This window comes from Ralstonia sp. 110700041-2 (assembly GCF_056280165.1).
Window position 1 is genome coordinate 15,058 of the sequence record NZ_JBSFAI010000016.1, and the last position, 19,341, is coordinate 34,398.

The 19,341-nt window shown below is 66.4% G+C and carries 13 protein-coding genes; 12 read left to right on the forward strand and 1 reads right to left on the reverse strand.

Annotation, left to right across the window (positions count from 1 at the left end):
* Positions 1 to 41 precede the first annotated feature (41 nt).
* The 8 genes from ACUXH0_RS21325 (at position 42) to recQ (ending at position 13,392) form a co-directional block, all read left to right on the forward strand.
* Positions 42 to 1,892 (forward strand): DUF2138 domain-containing protein, encoded by a 1,851-nt coding sequence (locus ACUXH0_RS21325; protein WP_012436592.1) that lies wholly within the window; start codon positions 42 to 44, stop codon positions 1,890 to 1,892.
* Positions 1,889 to 2,593, forward strand: a complete 705-nt coding sequence (locus ACUXH0_RS21330) for a DUF1175 domain-containing protein (protein ID WP_012436591.1) — start codon at positions 1,889 to 1,891, stop codon at positions 2,591 to 2,593. The genes ACUXH0_RS21325 and ACUXH0_RS21330 overlap by 4 nt, the downstream gene beginning before the upstream one ends.
* An 8-nt stretch (positions 2,594 to 2,601) precedes the next feature.
* Positions 2,602 to 7,386, forward strand: a complete 4,785-nt coding sequence (locus ACUXH0_RS21335) for an alpha-2-macroglobulin family protein (RefSeq protein ID WP_012436590.1) — start codon at positions 2,602 to 2,604, stop codon at positions 7,384 to 7,386.
* Positions 7,387 to 7,393: 7 nt separating this feature from the next.
* Positions 7,394 to 9,115: a YfaQ family protein gene (locus ACUXH0_RS21340; protein WP_182594624.1), complete on the forward strand. Its 1,722-nt coding sequence runs from the start codon at positions 7,394 to 7,396 to the stop codon at positions 9,113 to 9,115.
* An 8-nt stretch (positions 9,116 to 9,123) separates the two neighbouring features.
* Positions 9,124 to 9,915 carry a YfaP family protein gene (locus tag ACUXH0_RS21345; RefSeq protein ID WP_027693346.1) on the forward strand — a complete coding sequence of 264 codons (792 nt, stop codon included), beginning with the start codon at positions 9,124 to 9,126 and terminating at the stop codon, positions 9,913 to 9,915.
* A gap of 10 nt (positions 9,916 to 9,925) precedes the next feature.
* A complete protein-coding gene (locus tag ACUXH0_RS21350; protein WP_012436587.1) occupies positions 9,926 to 10,768 on the forward strand; it encodes a YfaP family protein in 843 nt (280 codons plus the stop codon).
* 7 nt (positions 10,769 to 10,775) lie between these two features.
* Positions 10,776 to 11,366 carry a class I SAM-dependent methyltransferase gene (locus ACUXH0_RS21355; protein ID WP_012436586.1) on the forward strand — a complete coding sequence of 197 codons (591 nt, stop codon included), beginning with the start codon at positions 10,776 to 10,778 and terminating at the stop codon, positions 11,364 to 11,366.
* A 112-nt stretch (positions 11,367 to 11,478) separates the two neighbouring features.
* On the forward strand, positions 11,479 to 13,392 hold the full coding sequence (recQ, locus tag ACUXH0_RS21360; protein ID WP_012436585.1) for a DNA helicase RecQ: 1,914 nt from the start codon (positions 11,479 to 11,481) through the stop codon (positions 13,390 to 13,392).
* Here recQ and ACUXH0_RS21365 read toward each other — a convergent pair.
* Positions 13,389 to 14,309, reverse strand: a complete 921-nt coding sequence (locus ACUXH0_RS21365) for a LysR family transcriptional regulator (protein WP_004634468.1) — start codon at positions 14,307 to 14,309, stop codon at positions 13,389 to 13,391. The genes recQ and ACUXH0_RS21365 overlap by 4 nt on opposite strands.
* A gap of 99 nt (positions 14,310 to 14,408) precedes the next feature.
* Here ACUXH0_RS21365 and ACUXH0_RS21370 point away from each other — a divergent pair, with 99 nt between their 5' ends.
* From ACUXH0_RS21370 to fusA, 4 genes are all read left to right on the forward strand, one after another.
* Positions 14,409 to 15,668 (forward strand): MFS transporter, encoded by a 1,260-nt coding sequence (locus ACUXH0_RS21370; protein ID WP_012436584.1) that lies wholly within the window; start codon positions 14,409 to 14,411, stop codon positions 15,666 to 15,668.
* Between the two features lie 297 nt (positions 15,669 to 15,965).
* Positions 15,966 to 16,343, forward strand: coding sequence for a 30S ribosomal protein S12 (gene rpsL / locus ACUXH0_RS21375; RefSeq protein WP_003265519.1), 378 nt, complete (start codon positions 15,966 to 15,968; stop codon positions 16,341 to 16,343).
* 186 nt (positions 16,344 to 16,529) lie between these two features.
* Positions 16,530 to 17,000 carry a 30S ribosomal protein S7 gene (rpsG, locus tag ACUXH0_RS21380; RefSeq protein ID WP_004634470.1) on the forward strand — a complete coding sequence of 157 codons (471 nt, stop codon included), beginning with the start codon at positions 16,530 to 16,532 and terminating at the stop codon, positions 16,998 to 17,000.
* Between the two features lie 114 nt (positions 17,001 to 17,114).
* Positions 17,115 to 19,286 carry an elongation factor G gene (gene fusA / locus ACUXH0_RS21385; protein WP_012436583.1) on the forward strand — a complete coding sequence of 724 codons (2,172 nt, stop codon included), beginning with the start codon at positions 17,115 to 17,117 and terminating at the stop codon, positions 19,284 to 19,286.
* Positions 19,287 to 19,341: the final 55 nt, after the last annotated feature.

A 19,341-nucleotide genomic window follows, 5' to 3' on the forward strand; every position in this document is an offset into this window, starting at 1 on the left:
AGCAAGTCGCCGGCCCCTCCAGCCTTGCCGACGATTCCTCCATGAAGCTCACACGCAAGCAGATCGCCGTTGGTGCGGTCGCCCTGGTCGTTGCCGGCACGGCGGTGGTGCAGATGGTCTGGCACCCGTTTGGCCGTACACGCGCGCTGCACGCCCGCCAGGTCCAGCTCGATCTGACCTATCCCGACGCCCTGATCGACAGCCAAAGCCTGTCGCAACTGCCGCGCGACGTGCTGCGCGTGCCGCTGCTGCGCGATGTGCTGACCGAAGATTTCGTCGCCTATTACGAAGGCAACGACGACCGCCTCTCGGTGGCCGGTGCGCTGCGCCGCCTGGCGTACGAGCAGAAGCTCGATCTGGCCGAGACCGTGCTCAAGCATGTGTTTGACGAGCCCGCGCGCGTGATGCTGTGGCGGGGCCCGGACGACAAGCTGCGCTACTGGGTGCTCTCGATGCAGCGCAACGGCCTGGCCAAGGCGCTGGAAGCCGTCGCCACCGTGGCGACGAGCGACGCGCAGCTCAGCAAGGTCGCCGATGGGCTGGGCGATTCGGGCGCGCCGGTCTACGCGCTCAGGCTCTCGGCCACGCGTTCGATCCTGATTGCCAGCAAGGGCGACCGGCTGATCGCGCTGTCCGAGCCCGGCATGCTGCTGGATAAGGACGGCAAGCCGATTTCCAAGCAGGCGAACGCGCTGGCGGCCCTGTTTTCCGACGATGCCGGCAAGCGCAACGTGCAAGCCACGGCGTACGCGCTGCCCGCGCAGGAGCCGACGGGCCATCACGTTGTGGTGAGCGCCAACTATCTGTCATTCGGTTATCAGCAGTATTTTCCTGGCATTGAAGCGCTGCGTTTCGACTTCGGATCGGGTAAGGACGGCGCGGGCAACGGCTGGCAGAGCGCCGCGCTCATCGACCCGGCGCGGCTGTCGGCAAAGTGGGACAACGCCGCGCTTTGGCGCGCGTTGCCATCTGATCCTGCCGCGTGCGCGACACTGCCGGTCGACTGGAAGGCCGCCGGCACGCTGCTGAAGTCCGTGGCCGGCGACGCCAAGGAGATTAGCGAAGCCGCCGCGCACGTCGGCGATGCGTTTGCAGGGCCAGCCGCTGCGTGCTGGTACGGCAAGTCGTCGCTGGTGGCGCCGTTGTTCGTGGCGAAGCTGTCGTCGGCGTCGCAGGCCGAGGCGGTCAAGCCGGCGCTCGGCGCGCTGTTCGGCCAGATTGTCGGTTCGTACGAAGCCAAGGCGCAGGCCGACGACAAGTCCGGTCCGTACAAGCGCCTGCCGGTGACGACAAAGCCGGGCCCCGCCAACGCCACGCTGTGGCAGCGCCCGGTCAGCGCGCGCTACGGTACAGCGCAATCGGCCGGTGCACCGTTTGCGGCGCAGCTGTCGGCGGATCGCTACTTCCCGGTCACGCTGGCCATTGCGGGCGACGTGGTCGTGTTCTCGCCAGACGCGCGCCTCGTTGAAGACGCCCTGGCGGTGCTCGCGAAGCGCTTCCCCGCCGTGGCGGATAGCCTGCCGAAGGACAAGGCCGATCGCATCGTCCTGACGATGACGCCCGCGTCGCTCGCGCCGCTCGTCCGCCGCGAAGCCGGTGCCGCGCTGCCCGCCGATCAGGAAGCGGTGTTCCTCAACGCCGCGCAGACGCATCTGTTTCCCAAGCTCAAGGCGTTGTCGGGGTACGCGCCGGTGTCGCTGGCGCTGGATGGCGGTGTGCTGTCGTCGCGCGGCTGGGTGCCGGTGACGTGGCTGTCGAGCGGGCGCGGCCTGCCTGCCGGCGGAGATGGCACGCCGGCGGCGGTTGACGCAGCGGTATCGCCAGGGCCGTCGGCGGATGTGCCGGCCACGGCGGTGGCGCCCGCTTCCCAAGACAGCACCAGCTCGCAATGACGCTGCGCGCCCAGGCCGCTGCGTTGAACCGCCGCCGTTGGTTGACGGCGGTGGGAGCCAGCCTGCTCGCTCCGTCTGTGCATGCGCTGTCAGGCTGGGCCGATACGGCGCCCGCGGATGCCGATGCGCTCACGCCGGACCAATCCAGCATGTTCCGTGCGTGGTTCGTGCGCATCGTCAACGAGCAGCTCCGCCAGGGCCCGACGCCGCGCTGGACGCACCGCGACTGTGCCGGGCTGGTGCGCTTTGCCGCCGGCGAGGCGCTGCGCACGCACGACGCCCGCTGGCTGCGCGCCAACGGCATGCGCGATGCAGAATCCACACGGCAACTGCCGCCCGAGCTGAATCTCACGCCCGCCCAGCGCACGCTCACGCAGCGGTGGGCGCGCTTCGACGGCAGCACCGGCGCGTATGTGTCGGCGCTCGGGCTCATCCAGCAGAACAGCCGATTCATTGCGAAGGACGTCAACCAGGCGCTCCCTGGCGATCTGCTCTTCTTCGATCAAGGCGACGACCAGCATCTGATGATCTGGATGGATCGCTACATCGCCTACCACACCGGCACCGTTACCCGCACCGACAACGGCCTGCGTGCGGTCCCGGTCTCTGAACTGATGCAATGGAAAGACTCGCGCTGGCAGCCGCAGAGCGGCAACCCCAACTTCATCGGCGTGTTTCGTCTGGCCTTTTTGACACGGTAGAAAAACTCATGCGCAACCGTTGGCTGTCGTTCAATCTCGTTGCCGCCGTCTGCGTGACGGTGCTGGCGTTGGTCGCTTCGGTGTCGACAGCGCACGCGGCCGATGCGCAGGAAGCGCCGAACCCAACGCTGTTCGACGTGCCGGGCAGCGGCTACGAGCCGTTCAAGGGGCAGCCGTTCTTCCTGCTCTCGGATGCGAGCTACGGGACTGATCAGGAAGCGATGGTCCGCCTTGAAGCGCCGGGCCGCGAGTACAAGGACGAACTGTCCCGCTACGGCGGCGCGGACATCCTCGTCTACCGCGTGCCCCAGCCGCTGGAATTTCTGAAGGCGCAGAAGAACCTGCACCGCATCGACGTCAAGGCCAACTACACGGGCGAAGGTCTGGCCAACACGCTCGCCTATCTGTGGGACAACTGGACGCGCCAGGCCCGCCGCGCTTGGCAACGCGTGCTGTCGTTCGCCACGCGCAGCAAGGCCGTAGAGACTGCGCCGCAGTTCAGCATGGGCGATCAGATGACCGCGCCCACGCGCTTCTCGAACAACCCGCAGTACGCGCCGCTCAAGGGCTACGAACTGCTGGGCCGCTTTCGCTACCCGATCTGGGACGCCAAGCCCATCGCACCGCCCAAGGACGTGAAGCTCGAGGGCAGCAGCAGCGAATGGATGCCGCAGAACGCCGGCAACGTGATGATCCCGGTTGGCAAGCTGCCCGCCGGTTTGTACATCGTTGAAGCCGTGATTGGCGCGTACCGTGCGCACACGCTGCTGTTTGTGTCGGACACCGTGGCCGTCACCAAGGGCACTTCGCAAGGGATGATGGTGTGGACGGCCGAGCGCAAGAGCGGCAAGCCGGTCAGCGGTGCATCGGTGAACTGGACCGACGGCGTAGGCGTGCTCGCTTCCGGCACCACCGAGGTCGACGGCACGGCCGACCTGCGCCACGTGTCGCCCGAACGCAGCTACGTGATCGGCAGCGACCGCGCGGGCGGCGTGTTCATCTCCGAGAATTTCTATTACGACAGCGAGATCTACAACACCAAGCTGTACGCCTTTACCGATCGCCCGCTGTATCGCCCCGGCGACGAAGTCAGCGTCAAGTTCATCGGCCGCAATTTCAAGAACGCGATCGAATCGACCGTGCCGGCGGCCGGCGACATCAAGCTGCAAGTGCTTGACCCGAACGGCGCGCCGGTGGCCACCTCCACCACGGGGCTGGCGGGCGAGATGGGCGCCGACGCGCGCTTTACGCTGCCATCCAACGCACCGGCCGGTGGCTACTCGCTGCGCTTCGACTACAACGGCGGCACGTACGGCGGCGCCTTCCGCGTGGCCGAATACATCAAGCCGCACTTTGACGTGAGCCTGTCGCTGGACAAGGCCAGCTACGGCACGGGCGAAGCGGTCAAGGGCAAGATCAGCCTGCGCTATCCGGACGGCAAGCCGGTCAAGAACGGCAAGGTGTCGGTCAACCTGCGCGCACAACAGGTGACGATGGTGGAGGGCGAACTGCGTTACGCGGGCCTGTTCCCCGTCAAGCTGGAGCAGCAGGAGCTGACCACCGATGGTGACGGCAACGCCAAGCTGGAGTTGCCCGCCGCCAAGGAGCCCAGCCGCTACGTGGTGACCGTGTTTGCCAACGACGGCGCGGCGTACCGCGTGAAGGTCACGCGCGAATTGCTGATCGCGCGCGGCGCCACGCCGTACAAGCTGTCGACCACGTCGAACTTCACCACGCCGGGCCAGAACGTGTCGTTCACGCTCACGCCGATGCCGGTTGTCGGTGGCGCAAGCGGTGCCAGCGCGCCGCCCGCCAAGTGGGATCTGGTGCGCCTGGAAACGCGCACGCGCACCGAAGGCACGCTCGCGCCGGATGCCAAGGGCAACGCCACGTTCCCGGTCAAGTTCGACCAGCCGGGTTCGTACACGCTGTCGGTGCGCGATGCGGCCGGCAACCTGCTTGCCGCATCAAGCCACTGGGTGGCCGGCGATGGCGTGCAGACTGTGCCGGGCAACATCGAAATGGTGTTCGACCGCGATCGCTACCAGATTGGCGACACGGCCGAAGCGCTGATCACGTTCCCGCTGCCGGTGGACGATGCGCTGCTCACGCTCGAACGTGACAAGGTCGAGCACCACGCGCTGCTCACGCGCGGCGGCGAATGGCTGAGCCTGCAGAAGGTCACGCCGTCGCAGTACCGCGCCCGCATCAAGATCGGTGCGGAGTTCGCGCCGAACATGACGTTCTCGGTGCTATACGTGCGCGATGGCGACATGGTGTTCCAGAACGCCGGCATCGTCGTCACGCAACCGACGCTGGACCTGGGCGTGCATGCGGACAAGGCCGTCTACGCGCCGGGCGAGACCGTCACGCTGGACTTGACCAGCGCGCTGGCGGGCAAGCCCGTGCCGGCCAACCTGACCGTGTCGGTGGTCGACGAAATGATTTACGTGCTGCAGCCCGAAGTGGCGCCCAGCATCGTCGATTTCTTCTACCACCCCCGCCGCAACAGCGTGCGCACCACGTCGAGCCAGAGTTTCATCAGCTACGACCTGGCGCTCGCCTCGTTGCCGGGCAAGCCGGGCGGCACGTATGGCCGCCACAACGAGCGCGGCGTGAAAGTGCTCGAGCGTCCCCGCCGTGATGAGCAGGACACCGCTGCCTGGGTCGCCAACCTGCAGACCGGCGCCGACGGCCGTGCGCGCATGACCTTCAAGATGCCGGATTCGCTGGCGCGCTGGCGCATCACGGTGCGCGCGGTGTCCACCACCGGCGCATCGGACGGCATCGTCGGCCAGCGCACCGCGAGCATCCGCTCCGACAAACGGCTGTACCTGAAATGGACGGGCCCACAACGCTTCCGCGAGACCGACCAGCCGCGCCTGGACATGGTCGCCTTCAACCAAACCGACAAGGACATCACCGCCGACTGGATCGTCTCGGGCGCTGGCCTGAACATCAACCAGCGCGTGACGCTCAAGCGCGGCGCCAACTACCTGCGCGCGCCCGTCACGGCGCTGCAGGCGGGTGTGGTGAATGCCGAGCTGAAGCAGGACGACAAGGTTTCGGACCGCCTGCAGACCACGCTCAAGCTGGATGCGACCGGCTGGCTGGCCGACCGCGAAAACGTCGTCCCGCTCACGCAGTTGCAGGGCACGCGCCTGCCGCTTGGCCTGCCGGCTGATGCGCGCGACGTGCGCCTGCGGGTGGTCGGCAACACCGCCAGCCAGTTTGCTCGCGTGGCCGATGACCTCATCGAATATCCGTACGGTTGCGCCGAGCAGACGGCCAGCCGCCTGATCCCACTGGCACTCGCCCAGCAGAGTCTGGCAGCCACCGGCACGCGCCTGGGCGATGGCGGTCCGGCCGGCACGCAAGGCGTCGACGCGCTGCTGCGCACGCAACGCCAGCGTCTCGCACTGCTGGCAGGCACCAACGGCACCTTCGGCTGGTGGGGCGAGCTGACCACCAGCAGCGCGCTGATCACGTCGTATGCGTATTACGCGGATTGGCTTGCCAGCCGTTCGGTCGGCATCAGCCTGCCGGCAGACAACTGGAAGCAGGTGCTCGAAGCCTACAAGCGCACCAGCCAGAACGAGCCGCTGCTGCACCGCGCGCTGGCGCTGTGGTTTGCCAATGAGATGGGCCTGCCGGTGGCGACGCCGCTCTCAGGCGTGGCTAACGAGCTTGCGCCCAGTGGCGGCAAGGCGGCCAAGGCCACGGCTGATGCCGACCCCGCAGCGGGCGACAGCCTGATCTTCGTGGCGCCGGATTCGCCGCGCGGGCGCCAGGTCGCGACGGTGCTGACGGCACAGCTGATGCGCCAGATCGGTCAGCCGGTGCCGGAAGCGCTGGTCTCTGCCGAGATTGCTGCACGCAGTGCGCTGGCTGCCAACACCTCGCCGCTGGTGCAGAGCCTGTTGCTGATGGGCGGCGGGCGCTCGGCTGCCGACCCGGCGCCGCTGCTGGCGCGCGCCAGCGCGGCCCTGCCGACGATCGACCGTGCTGTCGCGCTGGTCTGGCTGCAGAAGGGTCTGGGTGGCCTGCAAGGCGCCAGCGTTGCCACCATCCAGCCGGCCGTCTCGGCGGGCGGTTGGCAGGCGACGCGCTCTCCGGTTGGTGTGCCGACGTGGCGCTGGACCGGCGCACAAGCCCCCGCCGCGCTGGACCTGACGGCGGCTCCGACCGACGTGACCACACAATCGGCCATCGTGTCGTACCGCAGCCGCGCGGCTGAGGCCTCCAAGCTGCCGATCACGGTGGAGCGCAAGCTGTACCGATTGGAGCCACTCGATTCGGCACCGGCCAAGCCGGACCCCAAAGCGCCCAAGCAGCCGGCGGCCGGCGCCAGCAGCAGCGGCATCGCCTTTACCGCCAAGCCGGTCAAGCCGGGCGACACACTCGACAGCAACGCACTCTACGTCGACGAGGTCGTGCTGACCCCGCGCCAGGGCACGTATCGTTACGGCCTGGTCGAAGTGCCGCTGCCGCCGGGCGCCGAAGTGGAGGCCACCACATGGGGCATCCAGATCGACGGCCTGAAGGGTGAGCCGAACGAAGGCAATGGCGCGCAGGCGTTCGAGCGCAAAGCCGCGTATGAAATGGGCCAGCTCTCGTACAACCAGCCGGTGCCCGCGCTGGAGCGCCCGACCGTGCTGCGCCAGCTGGTGCGCTTCTCGCTGCCGGGCCGCTTTGCACTGCCGCCGGTGCGCTACTTCCGCATGTACCAGCCGGAAGCCAAGGCGTTCCAGGGCGACGGCAAGACCGCCAGCTATCCGTTCAAGGTGGAGTGATCTGGCGATGCCTTCCCGCCTGCTCGCGCGCAGTGTGCTGACCGGCGTCCTCTGGGCCGCCGGCGCCTGCGCGCTTGCCGGGTACGCCATCGCTGCGCCGGTGGGCCAGTCACTTCCATCGTTGCGATATGCAGCGTTGCAAGGCGATGACGCCAAGCTATGGCAATTCAGCGTTGACCCCGCCGGCGGCGTGCCGCAGGCCACCGCGTTGCCGCGCGACACCGAAACACCGCTCGGCAGCGTCTGGAAGCTCTTCGTCTACAGCTATCTCGTCTCGCGGCGCATCAACACGCCCGACTACACGTGTCACGGCAACGACGCCGAAGAGGTCTACTGCTGCACCGCCGGCAACAGCATCGACCGCGAGCGCGCGCTCATCCAATCGTGCGGACGCTATTTCGAACCGGTGCGCCTCGGGCTGGACCGCGCGGACTGGCGCCGTTTCTGGCAGCAGGCCGGATCGCCCGCGTGGCTGCGTGATCTGCGTGCCATGCAGCCGACGCATCGCGTGCCGGTCGCCGATCTGCTCACCGCGCTGCGCAGCGTTCCGGCCGATGGGCGCGAAACTGCCGCGCAAACGCTCGTCTCTGTGCTGACCGTCGGGCGTGGCGAGGGCACGGTGTCGGACTTCGGCGGCCTGCTGCGCGCCAAGACGTGGACGATGCCCGACCCGCAGCACCCCGGCGCGTCGATCGGCGGCGCCGCGGGCTGGCTGGTCGACGGCACGCCCGTCTGGCTCGGCGGTGCCGGGTCGAGCAACCAGGTGCTGGCCGCTGCCGCCCCGCGCCTTACGCCGCTGATCGAGCAGACGCCCGTGCCCGACGACGATGCCTGTGTCGTGGTGGATTTCTTCGCGCGTTACCCGATTCGCGAAGTGCGCGACGCCAGCGGCAAGCCGGTCGCCGCCGGTCGCCTGGAAGGCCGCTACGCCGTGCGCTTCGTCAACGGCAACACGCTGCCCATCGAGAGCAAGGGGGAGCTGACGCTCGCGCACCAGAACAACGTGCCGGTCATTACCGGCCGCCTGGGCATGAACGATTACGTGGCACGGGTGGTTGAGCGCGAAGGCGAACTCGCCGAGCCCCAGGCAGCGCGTGCGTTGGCCGTGGCGGCGCGCAGCTACCTCGTGCAGCACGCCTCGCGCGACAGGGGCTGCTACCGAATCGCCGACAGCTCGCGCACCCAGCGTGTGCTGCCGCGCCCGCCGATGGCCGCCGCACGCAACGCAGCCGAATTTACCGACACGCTGGTATTGGCGGGCCAGTCCGTGCAATACCACGGCACCATCAGCGCGCGCGGCCAGATGAGCTGGACCGCCGCGCGCGCCGCTGCTCAGCGCGGCCAGGGGTTCGACGCCATCCTCGCGCAGTGGTGGCCGCAGGCGACGCTCACGTCATTTCAGAGCCCGGTGGCTGGGGATTGTTCACCCGTGGCAGGGGCACAGCAGTGGCTCCAGGCGCGTGCGCCCGGTTGGTCCGCGCGTCTTCGCGCAGAGGCGGGCTATGAGACGCCGCCGCTGCCCGCCGTGTGCGTCGTGCACGAGGGCCGGCCGTATGCCGATGCGCGCCGCAACCGGCTGTACGTGCACCGCCTTGCGACCGAGGAAGACCGCATCGCGCTGACGCACGAGTATCTGCACCTCGCCTTTGCGCGCCACCCGCGCGGGCAGGACGAACAGTTTGTCGAGGCGATGGCGCGTCGCCTGATTCGAGGGGAGGGTTTGCTGTGAAGAGTGGGATGACGCGCTTGGCGCTGTGCACTGTCGCGCTGCTGCTGGCCGCTTCGGCGCTGGCTGAGCCGGTGGCCGATCTGGAAGGGCCGATCGGCGGCTGGCGCAACAGCAAGCTGACCAACGAGCTGGAACAGTACACCGCGGCGTATCCGAAACCCCCCGTGGACCGTGGCGCGCAAAAGTACCGCACGCTCATCGCCGGGCGCATCCGCGCGGCCGGCAAGCAGCGCCGCCCGCCGGTGCTCGTCGTCAACGGCAACGCCATGCCGCTGTATGGCGATGGCGAAGGCCGTTTTGCGCGCCCCTGGGCGTTCGGCCCCGGCTCGAACAGCGTCGAAATCGTCGGCGCCGACGGGCAGTCACGCCAACGCCTGCAGTTCTACGAGGCCGACACCACCAAGACATCGGCCAAGCTGCGCGCCGTCCTCACGTGGGACGACCCGCGCGCCGAGGTCGACATGCACGTCATTTCGCCGATTGGCGACCACGCGTTCTGGGCGCAGCCGCTGCTGTCCGACGGCGGCGGCCTCGACGTGGACAGCGTCGACGGTGCCGGGCCGGAGATTTTCTCGACCGCCGCGCCACGCCCGGGCGTGTGGCTGTTCTACGTGAACTATTGGGGCAACTTCAACGCCGGCGGCTACAACTTCGACGAAAAGGCACATGACCGGGATCTCATCACCGCACAATTGACGCTGATCTATAACGAGAACACGCCCAACGAGCGGCGCGAGTTCGTCAGTGTGCCGCTGCGCAAGATCGGCGAGCTGGCGCTGATGAAATCGATCCGCTTCTGACGTGACGCACATGATGCCTTCCACTTTCCGTCTCGCCGCTGCCATCGCGCTGGCCGCGTTTGCGGCCGCTGGGAGCGTGCTTGCGCAAACCGACGCCGGCAATATCGAGATGACTGCGCCGCTCAATGGCTGGCGCAATTCGGCGGGCGATGAATCCCGCTACACGCAGGACGTGCATTACCCGGCCGTATCGGTGTCGACGCCCCAAGGGCAGGGTGTGGCGTCGATGATCGCCGGGCGCATCCGCAACCAGCCGAAGGCTGCTGCAGCAATGGACGAAAGCAAGCCGCGCCGCCGCCGTGGCGCCGACGGCTCGTCGGTGGGCACGCTGATCGTCAATGGCGTGGCCATGCCGCAGCGCATCGAGGCCGACGGTACGTTCTCGCGCCCGTATGCATTTGGCGCCGGCAGCAACAGCGTGGAGGTGCGCAGCGCGCGCGGCGACGCCAAGCGTGTGCAGTTCTACGACAGCTACGCCGGCAAGCAGCGTCCGCGTTTGCGCGTGGTCCTGTCGTGGGACACCGATGGCACCGATCTCGACTTGCACGTCATTTCGCCCGATGGCCAGCATGCCTGGTACGGCAACCGCGTGGTCGAAAACGGTGGGGCGCTCGACGTGGACGTCACCACCGGGTATGGTCCCGAGATCTATTCGAATCCGGCGCCCGTGCCTGGCACGTATCTCGTCTACGTGAACTACTACGGCAGCGGCAATGACAGCAGTGCGATCACCACCGCCACCGTCAGCATCATCACCGACGAGAACACGCCGTCCGAGCGCCAGCAGACGTTTGTCGTGCCGATGCGCAAGGCCGGCGATCTGACGCTGTTACGCAGTTTCACGATGAAATAGGATCGCCATGGACTCCCAGACTGTTGCCGCCTACGACACCCTTGCCGAAACCTTCGCGCAGGAGTGGCGCGATCAGCCGGCGCCTGAAGACCTGTATGCGTTGCTGCGCCGTGAGTTCAAGGCAGGCGGCGCCACCGCCGACATCGGCTGCGGCGCGGGCCGCGAGGTGGCGTGGCTCAACGCCAATGGTTATCCGGCCGTTGGCTACGACGCGTCGGCCGCGCTGCTGGAAGCGGCGCGCGAGCAGTATCCTGGCCTGTCGTTCCGGCAGGCGCTTTTGCCTGAATTGGTCGGCATTGCCGAAGGCGCGTTCGACAACGTCCTCTGCGAGACCGTCATCATGCATCTGCCGCCCGAGCAGATTGGCGCGGCGGTGCAGCGGCTGGTGTCGTTGTTGCGCGCGGGCGGCACGCTGTATCTGAGCTGGCGCGTCACGCCCGACGCCGACCAGCGCGATGGGCGCGGCCGGCTCTTCACGTCGTTCGATGCGGCGCCCGTGCGCGAGGCGCTGGCCGGCACTGAGGTGGTTTTCGACGAAGCGGCTGTCAGCCAGTCGTCGGGGCGGACGATCCATCGCATCGTTGCGCGCACGGTCTGATCGCTGCGTTGCCCACAATCCGACTGTCCTGATTGACCACCCCTCGGCGGGGTTTGTCACAATAGCGGTTTCGCCCAGCCCGCGCGTGACACTGCGCGCACCCGCCGTCCCGATGTACGACTCTCCCGCCATAGACCACGCGCTGCAGGCGCTGCCCGAAGACACCGCCGCCGCGACGCATGCGGTGCTGCACGATGTGTTCGGCTACAGCGCCTTCCGCGGCCCGCAGGCGGAAATCGTCGCGCACGTCGCCGACGGCGGCGATTGTCTCGTGCTGATGCCGACCGGCGGTGGCAAATCGCTCTGTTACCAGATACCGGCGCTCGTGCGGCACCGGCGCGGGCAGGGCGCCGGCATTGTGGTTTCGCCGCTGATCGCGTTGATGCAGGACCAGGTGGCCGCGCTGGAAGAAGCCGGCGTGCGCGCCGCGTACCTCAACTCCGCGCTGACGGGCGCCGAGGCCGCCCAGGTCGAGCGAGATTTGGCGGCGGGCCGGCTGGATCTCGTCTACGTGGCGCCCGAGCGGTTGATGACGCCGCGCTTCCTCGAGTTGCTTGAGCGATCGCGCATCGGCCTGTTCGCCATCGACGAAGCGCACTGCGTGTCGCAATGGGGGCACGATTTCCGGCCCGAGTACATCCAGCTTTCCGTGCTGCACGAGCGTTTTCCGCACGTGCCGCGCATCGCGCTCACCGCCACGGCCGATGCGGTCACGCGGGACGAGATCATCGAACGGCTCGCGCTCACGGGTTCCCGCGTCTTCCTCTCCAGCTTCGACCGCCCGAACATCCGCTACACCATCGTCGAGAAGGACAGCGCGCGGCAGCAGCTGCTGCGCTTCATTCGCGCCGAGCACATGGACGGCGACACCTGCGACGCCGGCATCGTCTACTGCCTGTCGCGCAAGAAGGTGGAAGAGACCGCGCAGTGGCTGGCCGAGCAGGGCATCCGCGCGCTGCCGTATCACGCCGGGATGGACTCCGACGTGCGCGCACGCCATCAGGCCATCTTCCGCAAGGAGGAAGGCGTCGTGATGGTGGCGACCATCGCTTTCGGCATGGGGATCGACAAGCCGGACGTCCGCTTCGTTGCCCACCTGGATCTGCCCAAGAGCCTGGAGGGCTACTATCAGGAGACTGGCCGTGCGGGCCGTGACGGCATGCCCGCCAACGCCTGGATGGCTTACGGTCTGGCCGACGTGGTGCAGCAGCGCCGGATGATCGACGAGTCCGATGCGGACGATGTGCATAAGCGCGTCTCAACCGCCAAGCTCGAAGCGCTGCTCGGCCTGTGCGAAGCCGCAACCTGCCGCCGTGTGGCGCTGCTCGCGTACTTCGGGGAAAGCAGCCAGCCCTGCGGCAACTGCGATACGTGCCTCACGCCGCCGCAAACCTGGGATGCCACACGCGAGGCACAGATGGCGCTGTCCTGCGCATACCGCGTCCAGCAAGCCAGCCGCGTGAGTTTTGGCGCGGGCCAGCTCATCGACATCCTGCGCGGCAACGCAACCGAGCGCATCAAGCAGTGGCACCACGAAACGCTGTCCACCTTCGGCATCGGCAGCGATCTGTCCGAAGCCGCTTGGCGCAGCGTATTCCGTCAGTTGGTTGCGCAGGGCTTGTTTGCGGTGGACCACGGCGGCCACGGTGCGCTGATCCTGACCGATGCCGCGCGCCCCGTGCTCAAGGGCGCGCAATCGGTGATCCTGCGCCGTCAGGCCGAGAAGGTGCGCGGCGCGTCGTCATCGTCGACGAAGAAGGAGCGTCGCGCCGATCCGGCCGCCGAGCTTTCCACCGAGGCGCAGGTGCGCTGGCAGGCGTTGCGGGCCTGGCGGACGCAGGCCGCGCGCGAGCACAGCGTGCCGGCGTATGTGATCTTCCACGACGCGACGCTTGCGCGCATTGCCGAGACCGATCCGGATTCGCGCGAGGCGCTCGGCGAGCTGCCGGGTATCGGCATGGCCAAGTTGGACCGCTACGGCCAGGCGCTGCTCGACGTACTGGAGAAGTGCCGCGAGCAAGCCTAGGCGGACAGCGGCAATGGCCCCATCACGGCGGTGCTGCGCAGGTGGTCGCCCAGAAAATCGACAAACGCCCGCACCTTTGGCAGCAGGTGCACACGCTGCGTGAAGACGGCGTGCAGGGGCACCTCCCGCGCTGTGTAGTCCGTCAGCACCGCCTGCAGGCGGCCGGCCGCAATATCGTCGCGCACCAGATACGCCGGCCCCAGCGACACGCCCAGCCCTGAACGCGCCGCCTCTCGCAGGACGAGGCTGTTGTTGGCTAGCATCGAGCCCGTAACGTGCGCGACATGGCGCTGTCCGTCGGCATCGGTAAGCACCCAGTCATAGGGTCCGTCGTAGTTGGCGTAGACCAGACAGTTGTGGTCGCGCAAATCCTCGGGCGACCGCGGAATGCCGTTCTTGCTGAAATACGATGGCGCTCCGTAGATGGCGTGCGCGCAATTCGCCAGCCGCCGCGCTACCAGCGACGAGTCCTCCAACATGCCAATGCGGATCGCCACGTCGATGCGCCCGGCGACAAGGTCGGCGTAGCGGTCGTTCATGTCCAGGTCGATCTGCACGGCCGGGTAGCGCGCCTGGAATGCGCCCAGGAGCGGCGCCAGCAATGTCACCGCAAACGAGGCCGGCGCCGACACCCGCAATGTGCCGCGCGCCTCATCGCGCAAGGCGCTCACGGCCTGCTCGGCTGCATCGACGAGCGCCAGGCCCTCGCGGCTTTTCTCGAAGAACGCCGCGCCCGCTTCGGTGAGTGACAGGCGCCGCGTTGTCCGCTGCAGCAGGCGCGTCTGTAACCGCGCCTCCAGCCGCACCAGCGCCTTGCTGATCACACCGCGCGATATGCCCATGGCATCGGCCGCCGCCGACAGGCTGCCGCGCTCCACCACCTGCACGAAGACCACCACGTCGGAGAGTCGATCCATATTTGCGCACTTATGGAAACAATATGGCGCCAGAGGCTACCTTAATCTGCGCGAATCGGCTGGCTAGGATGGGGTCTCCGATTCTTCGTCCCCTTCATCATGACCACCGAAGCCCCTGCCGTCGCCGTTTCCAACCCGTCGCCCGCCGACGCGCTCCCCCGCGGTGCCACGCCGTTGTTTGCAGCCGCCGTCGGGCTCATCGTCATCAACCTGTTCGGCATCCAGCCGCTTGTCGCCGAGATCGCCGCAAGTATCGGCTGGACCACCGCCGCCACCGGGCTGCTGGTGACTGCCACACTCGTCGGCTACGGCATCGGCCTGTTGCTGCTGATGCCGCTGACCGATTTGCAGGACAACCGCGCGCTGGCCTCGCGCACGCTGTGGGGCGCGGTGGCTTCGCTGGCGCTGACCACCGTAGCGCACAGCGGCCGGGTGCTGATGCTGGCCGCCTTCGCCATCGGCCTTACGTCGACGGTCATTCAGATGCTGATTGCGCTGGCAGGGCGCCTGGCCGCAGACCACCGGCGCGGGCGCGTGCTCGGCGACATCATGATCGGCCTGAACCTGGGCATCCTGCTGTCGCGCCCGGCGGCCAGCCTGATCGCGGCGCAATGGGGCTGGCGTGCGTTCTACGGCGCATCTGCGGTGGCGATTGCCGTGCTGGCCGTCCTTCTGCCGCGTGTGATGCCGACCTTCGTGCCGCCGCGTGCGCTGTCGTACGGTGCGTTGCTCAAGTCGTATGGCCATCTTCTGCGCACCGAACCGGTATTGCGTCGCCGCGCTGCCACCCAAGCTTTGCTGATGGCGGCCTTCACGCTGTTCTGGACCGCTGTTGCACTGCGGCTGGCGGCCGCGCCGTTCCATCTTTCGCAGAACGGCATCGGCATCTTTGCGCTGTGCGGCGCGGCCGGCGTCGTGGCGGCGCCCATCGCCGGACGGCTGGCGGATCGCGGCTTGGTGCGCGTTGGTACGCTGCTCGCGCATGGCAGTGCGGCGGCGGGTCTGCTGTTGGCGCTGGCTTCGGCGCTGCTGCCAGACCTGAGCGTCCCTGTCATGTTGGTGATGCTGGCCGCCGCAGCGTTGTTGCTGGACTTTGGCGCCATCGGCGACCAGGCGCTCGGCCGCTATATGGTCAACGCGTTGCCGCCCGAGGTCCGGGGGCGCGTGAACGGCCTGTACACCGGGGCGTTCTTCTTTGGTGCGGCTGCAGGCGGCGGTTTGGCCGGTGCGGCCTGGTTGCGCGCCGGCTGGATCGGCGTATCGGTTCTCGCGCTCGGGTTTGTGGTGGCCGCTGCGCTCGTTTTCGTATGGCCCACCAGTGCGCAGCGTGCCATCGGCGCCACACCGCGCCGCTGCTGACCAACTGGCTCATCGCCAGACTGGCGGCGCGCTTGACGCTTGCAAGACAGGCCGCTATAGTGCCAGATTCGAGTTTTTGGCTTCTGGTTTCGCGCGTCCATGCCCGGCAAATGCTGTGCAAGGCATCTGAAATCAGACGGGCTCGCGCTCTTTGGTCTTGATCTGTTCCCGCAGGTCCTCCCTTCAGAGCGTTCTGCTCGCCACTTCCATAAAACCCGATTGCGCCGTCCGCCTCACAAATGAGGCGTTCACGTTATGTGAGCCGGCGATTTTTCAAAAACCAAGCTGGATTGAACAATGCCAACCATCAATCAACTGGTTCGCAAGCCCCGCGTCTCGGAAAAGCTGAAGAGCAAGAGCCCGGCACTTGAGAACTGCCCGCAGCGTCGCGGCGTGTGCACCCGCGTGTACACCACGACGCCGAAGAAGCCGAACTCGGCACTGCGTAAGGTCGCCAAGGTGCGCCTGACCAACGGTTTCGAAGTCATTTCGTACATCGGCGGTGAAGGCCACAACCTGCAAGAACACAGCGTCGTGCTGATCCGCGGCGGCCGTGTGAAGGACTTGCCGGGTGTGCGTTACCACATCGTGCGCGGCTCCCTTGACCTGCAAGGCGTCAAGGACCGTAAGCAAGCGCGTTCGAAGTACGGCGCGAAGCGTCCGAAGGCGGCCTAAGTCGTCAGTGAGATCGCGCCGCTTTTGCGGTCACGGTCTTGTCATGAGCAGGCGGTACAACGGTGCGTTTTTTGACCGCACTGGCACCGTCGAGTAAGTGGTCACCCGGCTCAGATTGTTGGAAGACAAGCTAGTTGGTGGCCGGAGAACCGAAGCGGTTCTCAACTGAACAGAGAAGGAAAGAAGATGCCACGTCGTCGTGAAGTCCCCAAGCGGGAAATTCTGCCGGACCCGAAGTTCGGCAATGTGGAAGTCGCCAAGTTCATGAACGTCCTCATGCTGGACGGCAAGAAGTCGGTGGCTGAGCGTATCGTCTACGGTGCGTTCGACCAGATCGAGAAGAAAGCAGGCAAGGCGCCGATCGAGGTGTTCACGCTGGCTATCGGCAACATCAAGCCGGTGGTCGAAGTGAAGAGCCGTCGTGTTGGTGGCGCCAACTATCAGGTGCCGGTCGAAGTCCGGCCGTCGCGTCGTCTGGCATTGGCGATGCGTTGGCTGCGGGAAGCTGCGAAGAAGCGCAGCGAGAAGTCGATGGCCCTGCGTCTGGCTGGTGAGCTGCTCGAAGCCTCGGAAGGCCGCGGCGGCGCCATGAAGAAGCGCGACGAAGTGCACCGCATGGCTGAAGCCAACAAGGCGTTCTCGCACTTCCGCTTCTAAGCGACGCGAGACGTTGTTGGTTGCTGGGCGGGCTGTGTGCGCACATCTCGCCCATTTGTATTAGGGGCGCTTGGCCGTGGGCCAGCGCCCCGTTGACGAATCTGAGGATTAACCGTGGCTCGTAAGACCCCCATTGAGCGCTACCGTAACATCGGTATTTCCGCTCACATCGACGCCGGCAAAACCACCACGACCGAGCGGATCCTGTTCTACACCGGTGTGAACCACAAGATCGGTGAAGTGCATGATGGCGCCGCCACCATGGACTGGATGGAGCAGGAGCAAGAGCGCGGCATCACCATCACGTCTGCTGCGACCACCGCCTTCTGGAAGGGCATGGGCGGCAACTACCCCGAGCACCGCTTCAACATCATCGACACCCCGGGCCACGTGGACTTCACCATCGAGGTGGAGCGTTCCATGCGTGTGCTGGACGGCGCGTGCATGGTGTACTGCGCAGTGGGTGGCGTGCAGCCGCAGTCGGAAACCGTCTGGCGCCAAGCCAACAAGTACAAGGTGCCGCGTCTGGCGTTCGTCAACAAGATGGACCGTACTGGCGCGAATTTCTTCAAGGTCTACGACCAGCTGAAGACCCGTCTGAAGGCCAACCCGGTGCCCGTCGTGGTGCCCATCGGCGCTGAAGACGGCTTCCAGGGCGTCGTCGATCTGCTGGAAATGAAGGCGATCATTTGGGACGAAGCCAGCCAGGGCGTGAAGTTCGAATACCACGACATCCCGGCCAATCTGGTTGACGTCGCGAACGAGTGGCGCGAGAAGATGGTCGAGTCGGCAGCTGAAGCCAGCGAAGAGCTGATGGAAAAGTACCTGGGCGGCGAAGAGCTGTCCCGTGCTGAGATCGTCAAGGCGCTGCGCGACCGTACCATTGCCTGCGAAATCCAGCCGATGCTGTGCGGCACCGCGTTCAAGAACAAGGGCGTGCAGCGCATGCTCGACGCCGTGATCGACTTCCTGCCGTCGCCGGTCGACATTCCGCCGGTTCAGGGCATCGACGAAAACGACGAAGAGAAGAAGCTCGAGCGCAAGGCCGACGACAACGAAAAGTTCTCGGCACTGGCGTTCAAGATCATGACCGACCCGTTCGTTGGTCAGCTGATCTTCTTCCGCGTCTACTCGGGCAAGATCAACTCCGGGGACACCGTGTACAACCCGGTGAAGCAGAAGAAGGAGCGTCTGGGCCGTATTCTGCAGATGCACGCCAACCAGCGCGAAGAAATCAAGGAAGTGCTGGCAGGTGACATCGCCGCCGCGGTGGGCCTGAAGGACGCCACTACGGGCGACACGCTGTGCGACCCGAGCGCTCCGATCATTCTCGAGCGCATGGTGTTCCCGGAGCCGGTGATCTCGCAGGCTGTCGAGCCCAAGACCAAGGCTGACCAGGAAAAGATGGGCATCGCCCTGAACCGCCTGGCCGCTGAAGATCCGTCGTTCCGCGTGCGTACCGATGAAGAATCGGGCCAGACCATCATTTCGGGCATGGGCGAGCTCCACCTCGAAATTCTGGTCGACCGCATGAAGCGCGAATTCGGTGTGGAAGCCAACATCGGCGCGCCGCAGGTTGCCTACCGCGAAACCATTCGCAAGAAGGTTGAAGACGTCGAAGGCAAGTTCGTCAAGCAATCGGGCGGCCGCGGTCAGTATGGACACGCCGTGATCACGCTGGAACCGCTGGAAGAAGCAGAGAAGGCGGCAGCGAAGGCGGCGGCAACGACGGCAGCAGCAGCTGCTGCTGCGGTCAATGGTTTCGTGTTCGTCGACGCCATCAAGGGCGGTGTGATTCCTCGCGAATACATCCCGGCGGTCGAAAAGGGCATCGTCGACACGCTGCCGGCCGGTATTCTGGCGGGTTTCCCGGTGGTGGACGTGAAGGTCACGCTGACGTTTGGTTCGTACCACGACGTGGACTCGAACGAAAACGCGTTCCGCATGGCCGGCTCGATGGCCTTCAAGGAAGCAATGCGCAAGGCCACTCCGGTTCTGCTTGAGCCGATGATGGCTGTGGAAGTGGAAACGCCGGAAGACTACATGGGTACCGTGATTGGCGATCTGTCGTCCCGTCGTGGCATCGTGGAAGGCACGGACGACATGGTCGGTGGCGGCAAGATCGTCAAGGCCCAAGTCCCGTTGTCGGAGATGTTCGGTTATTCGACGTCGCTGCGCTCGGCCACGCAAGGCCGCGCCACGTACACCATGGAATTCAAGCAATACGCTGAGGCACCGAAGAACGTCGCTGACGCAGTAATGAAGAAGTCCAGCGAAGGTAAGTAATCAATGTGTTTTGGGTGATCGCGTGTGCGATCGCCCTCAATCAATATCTAGCAAT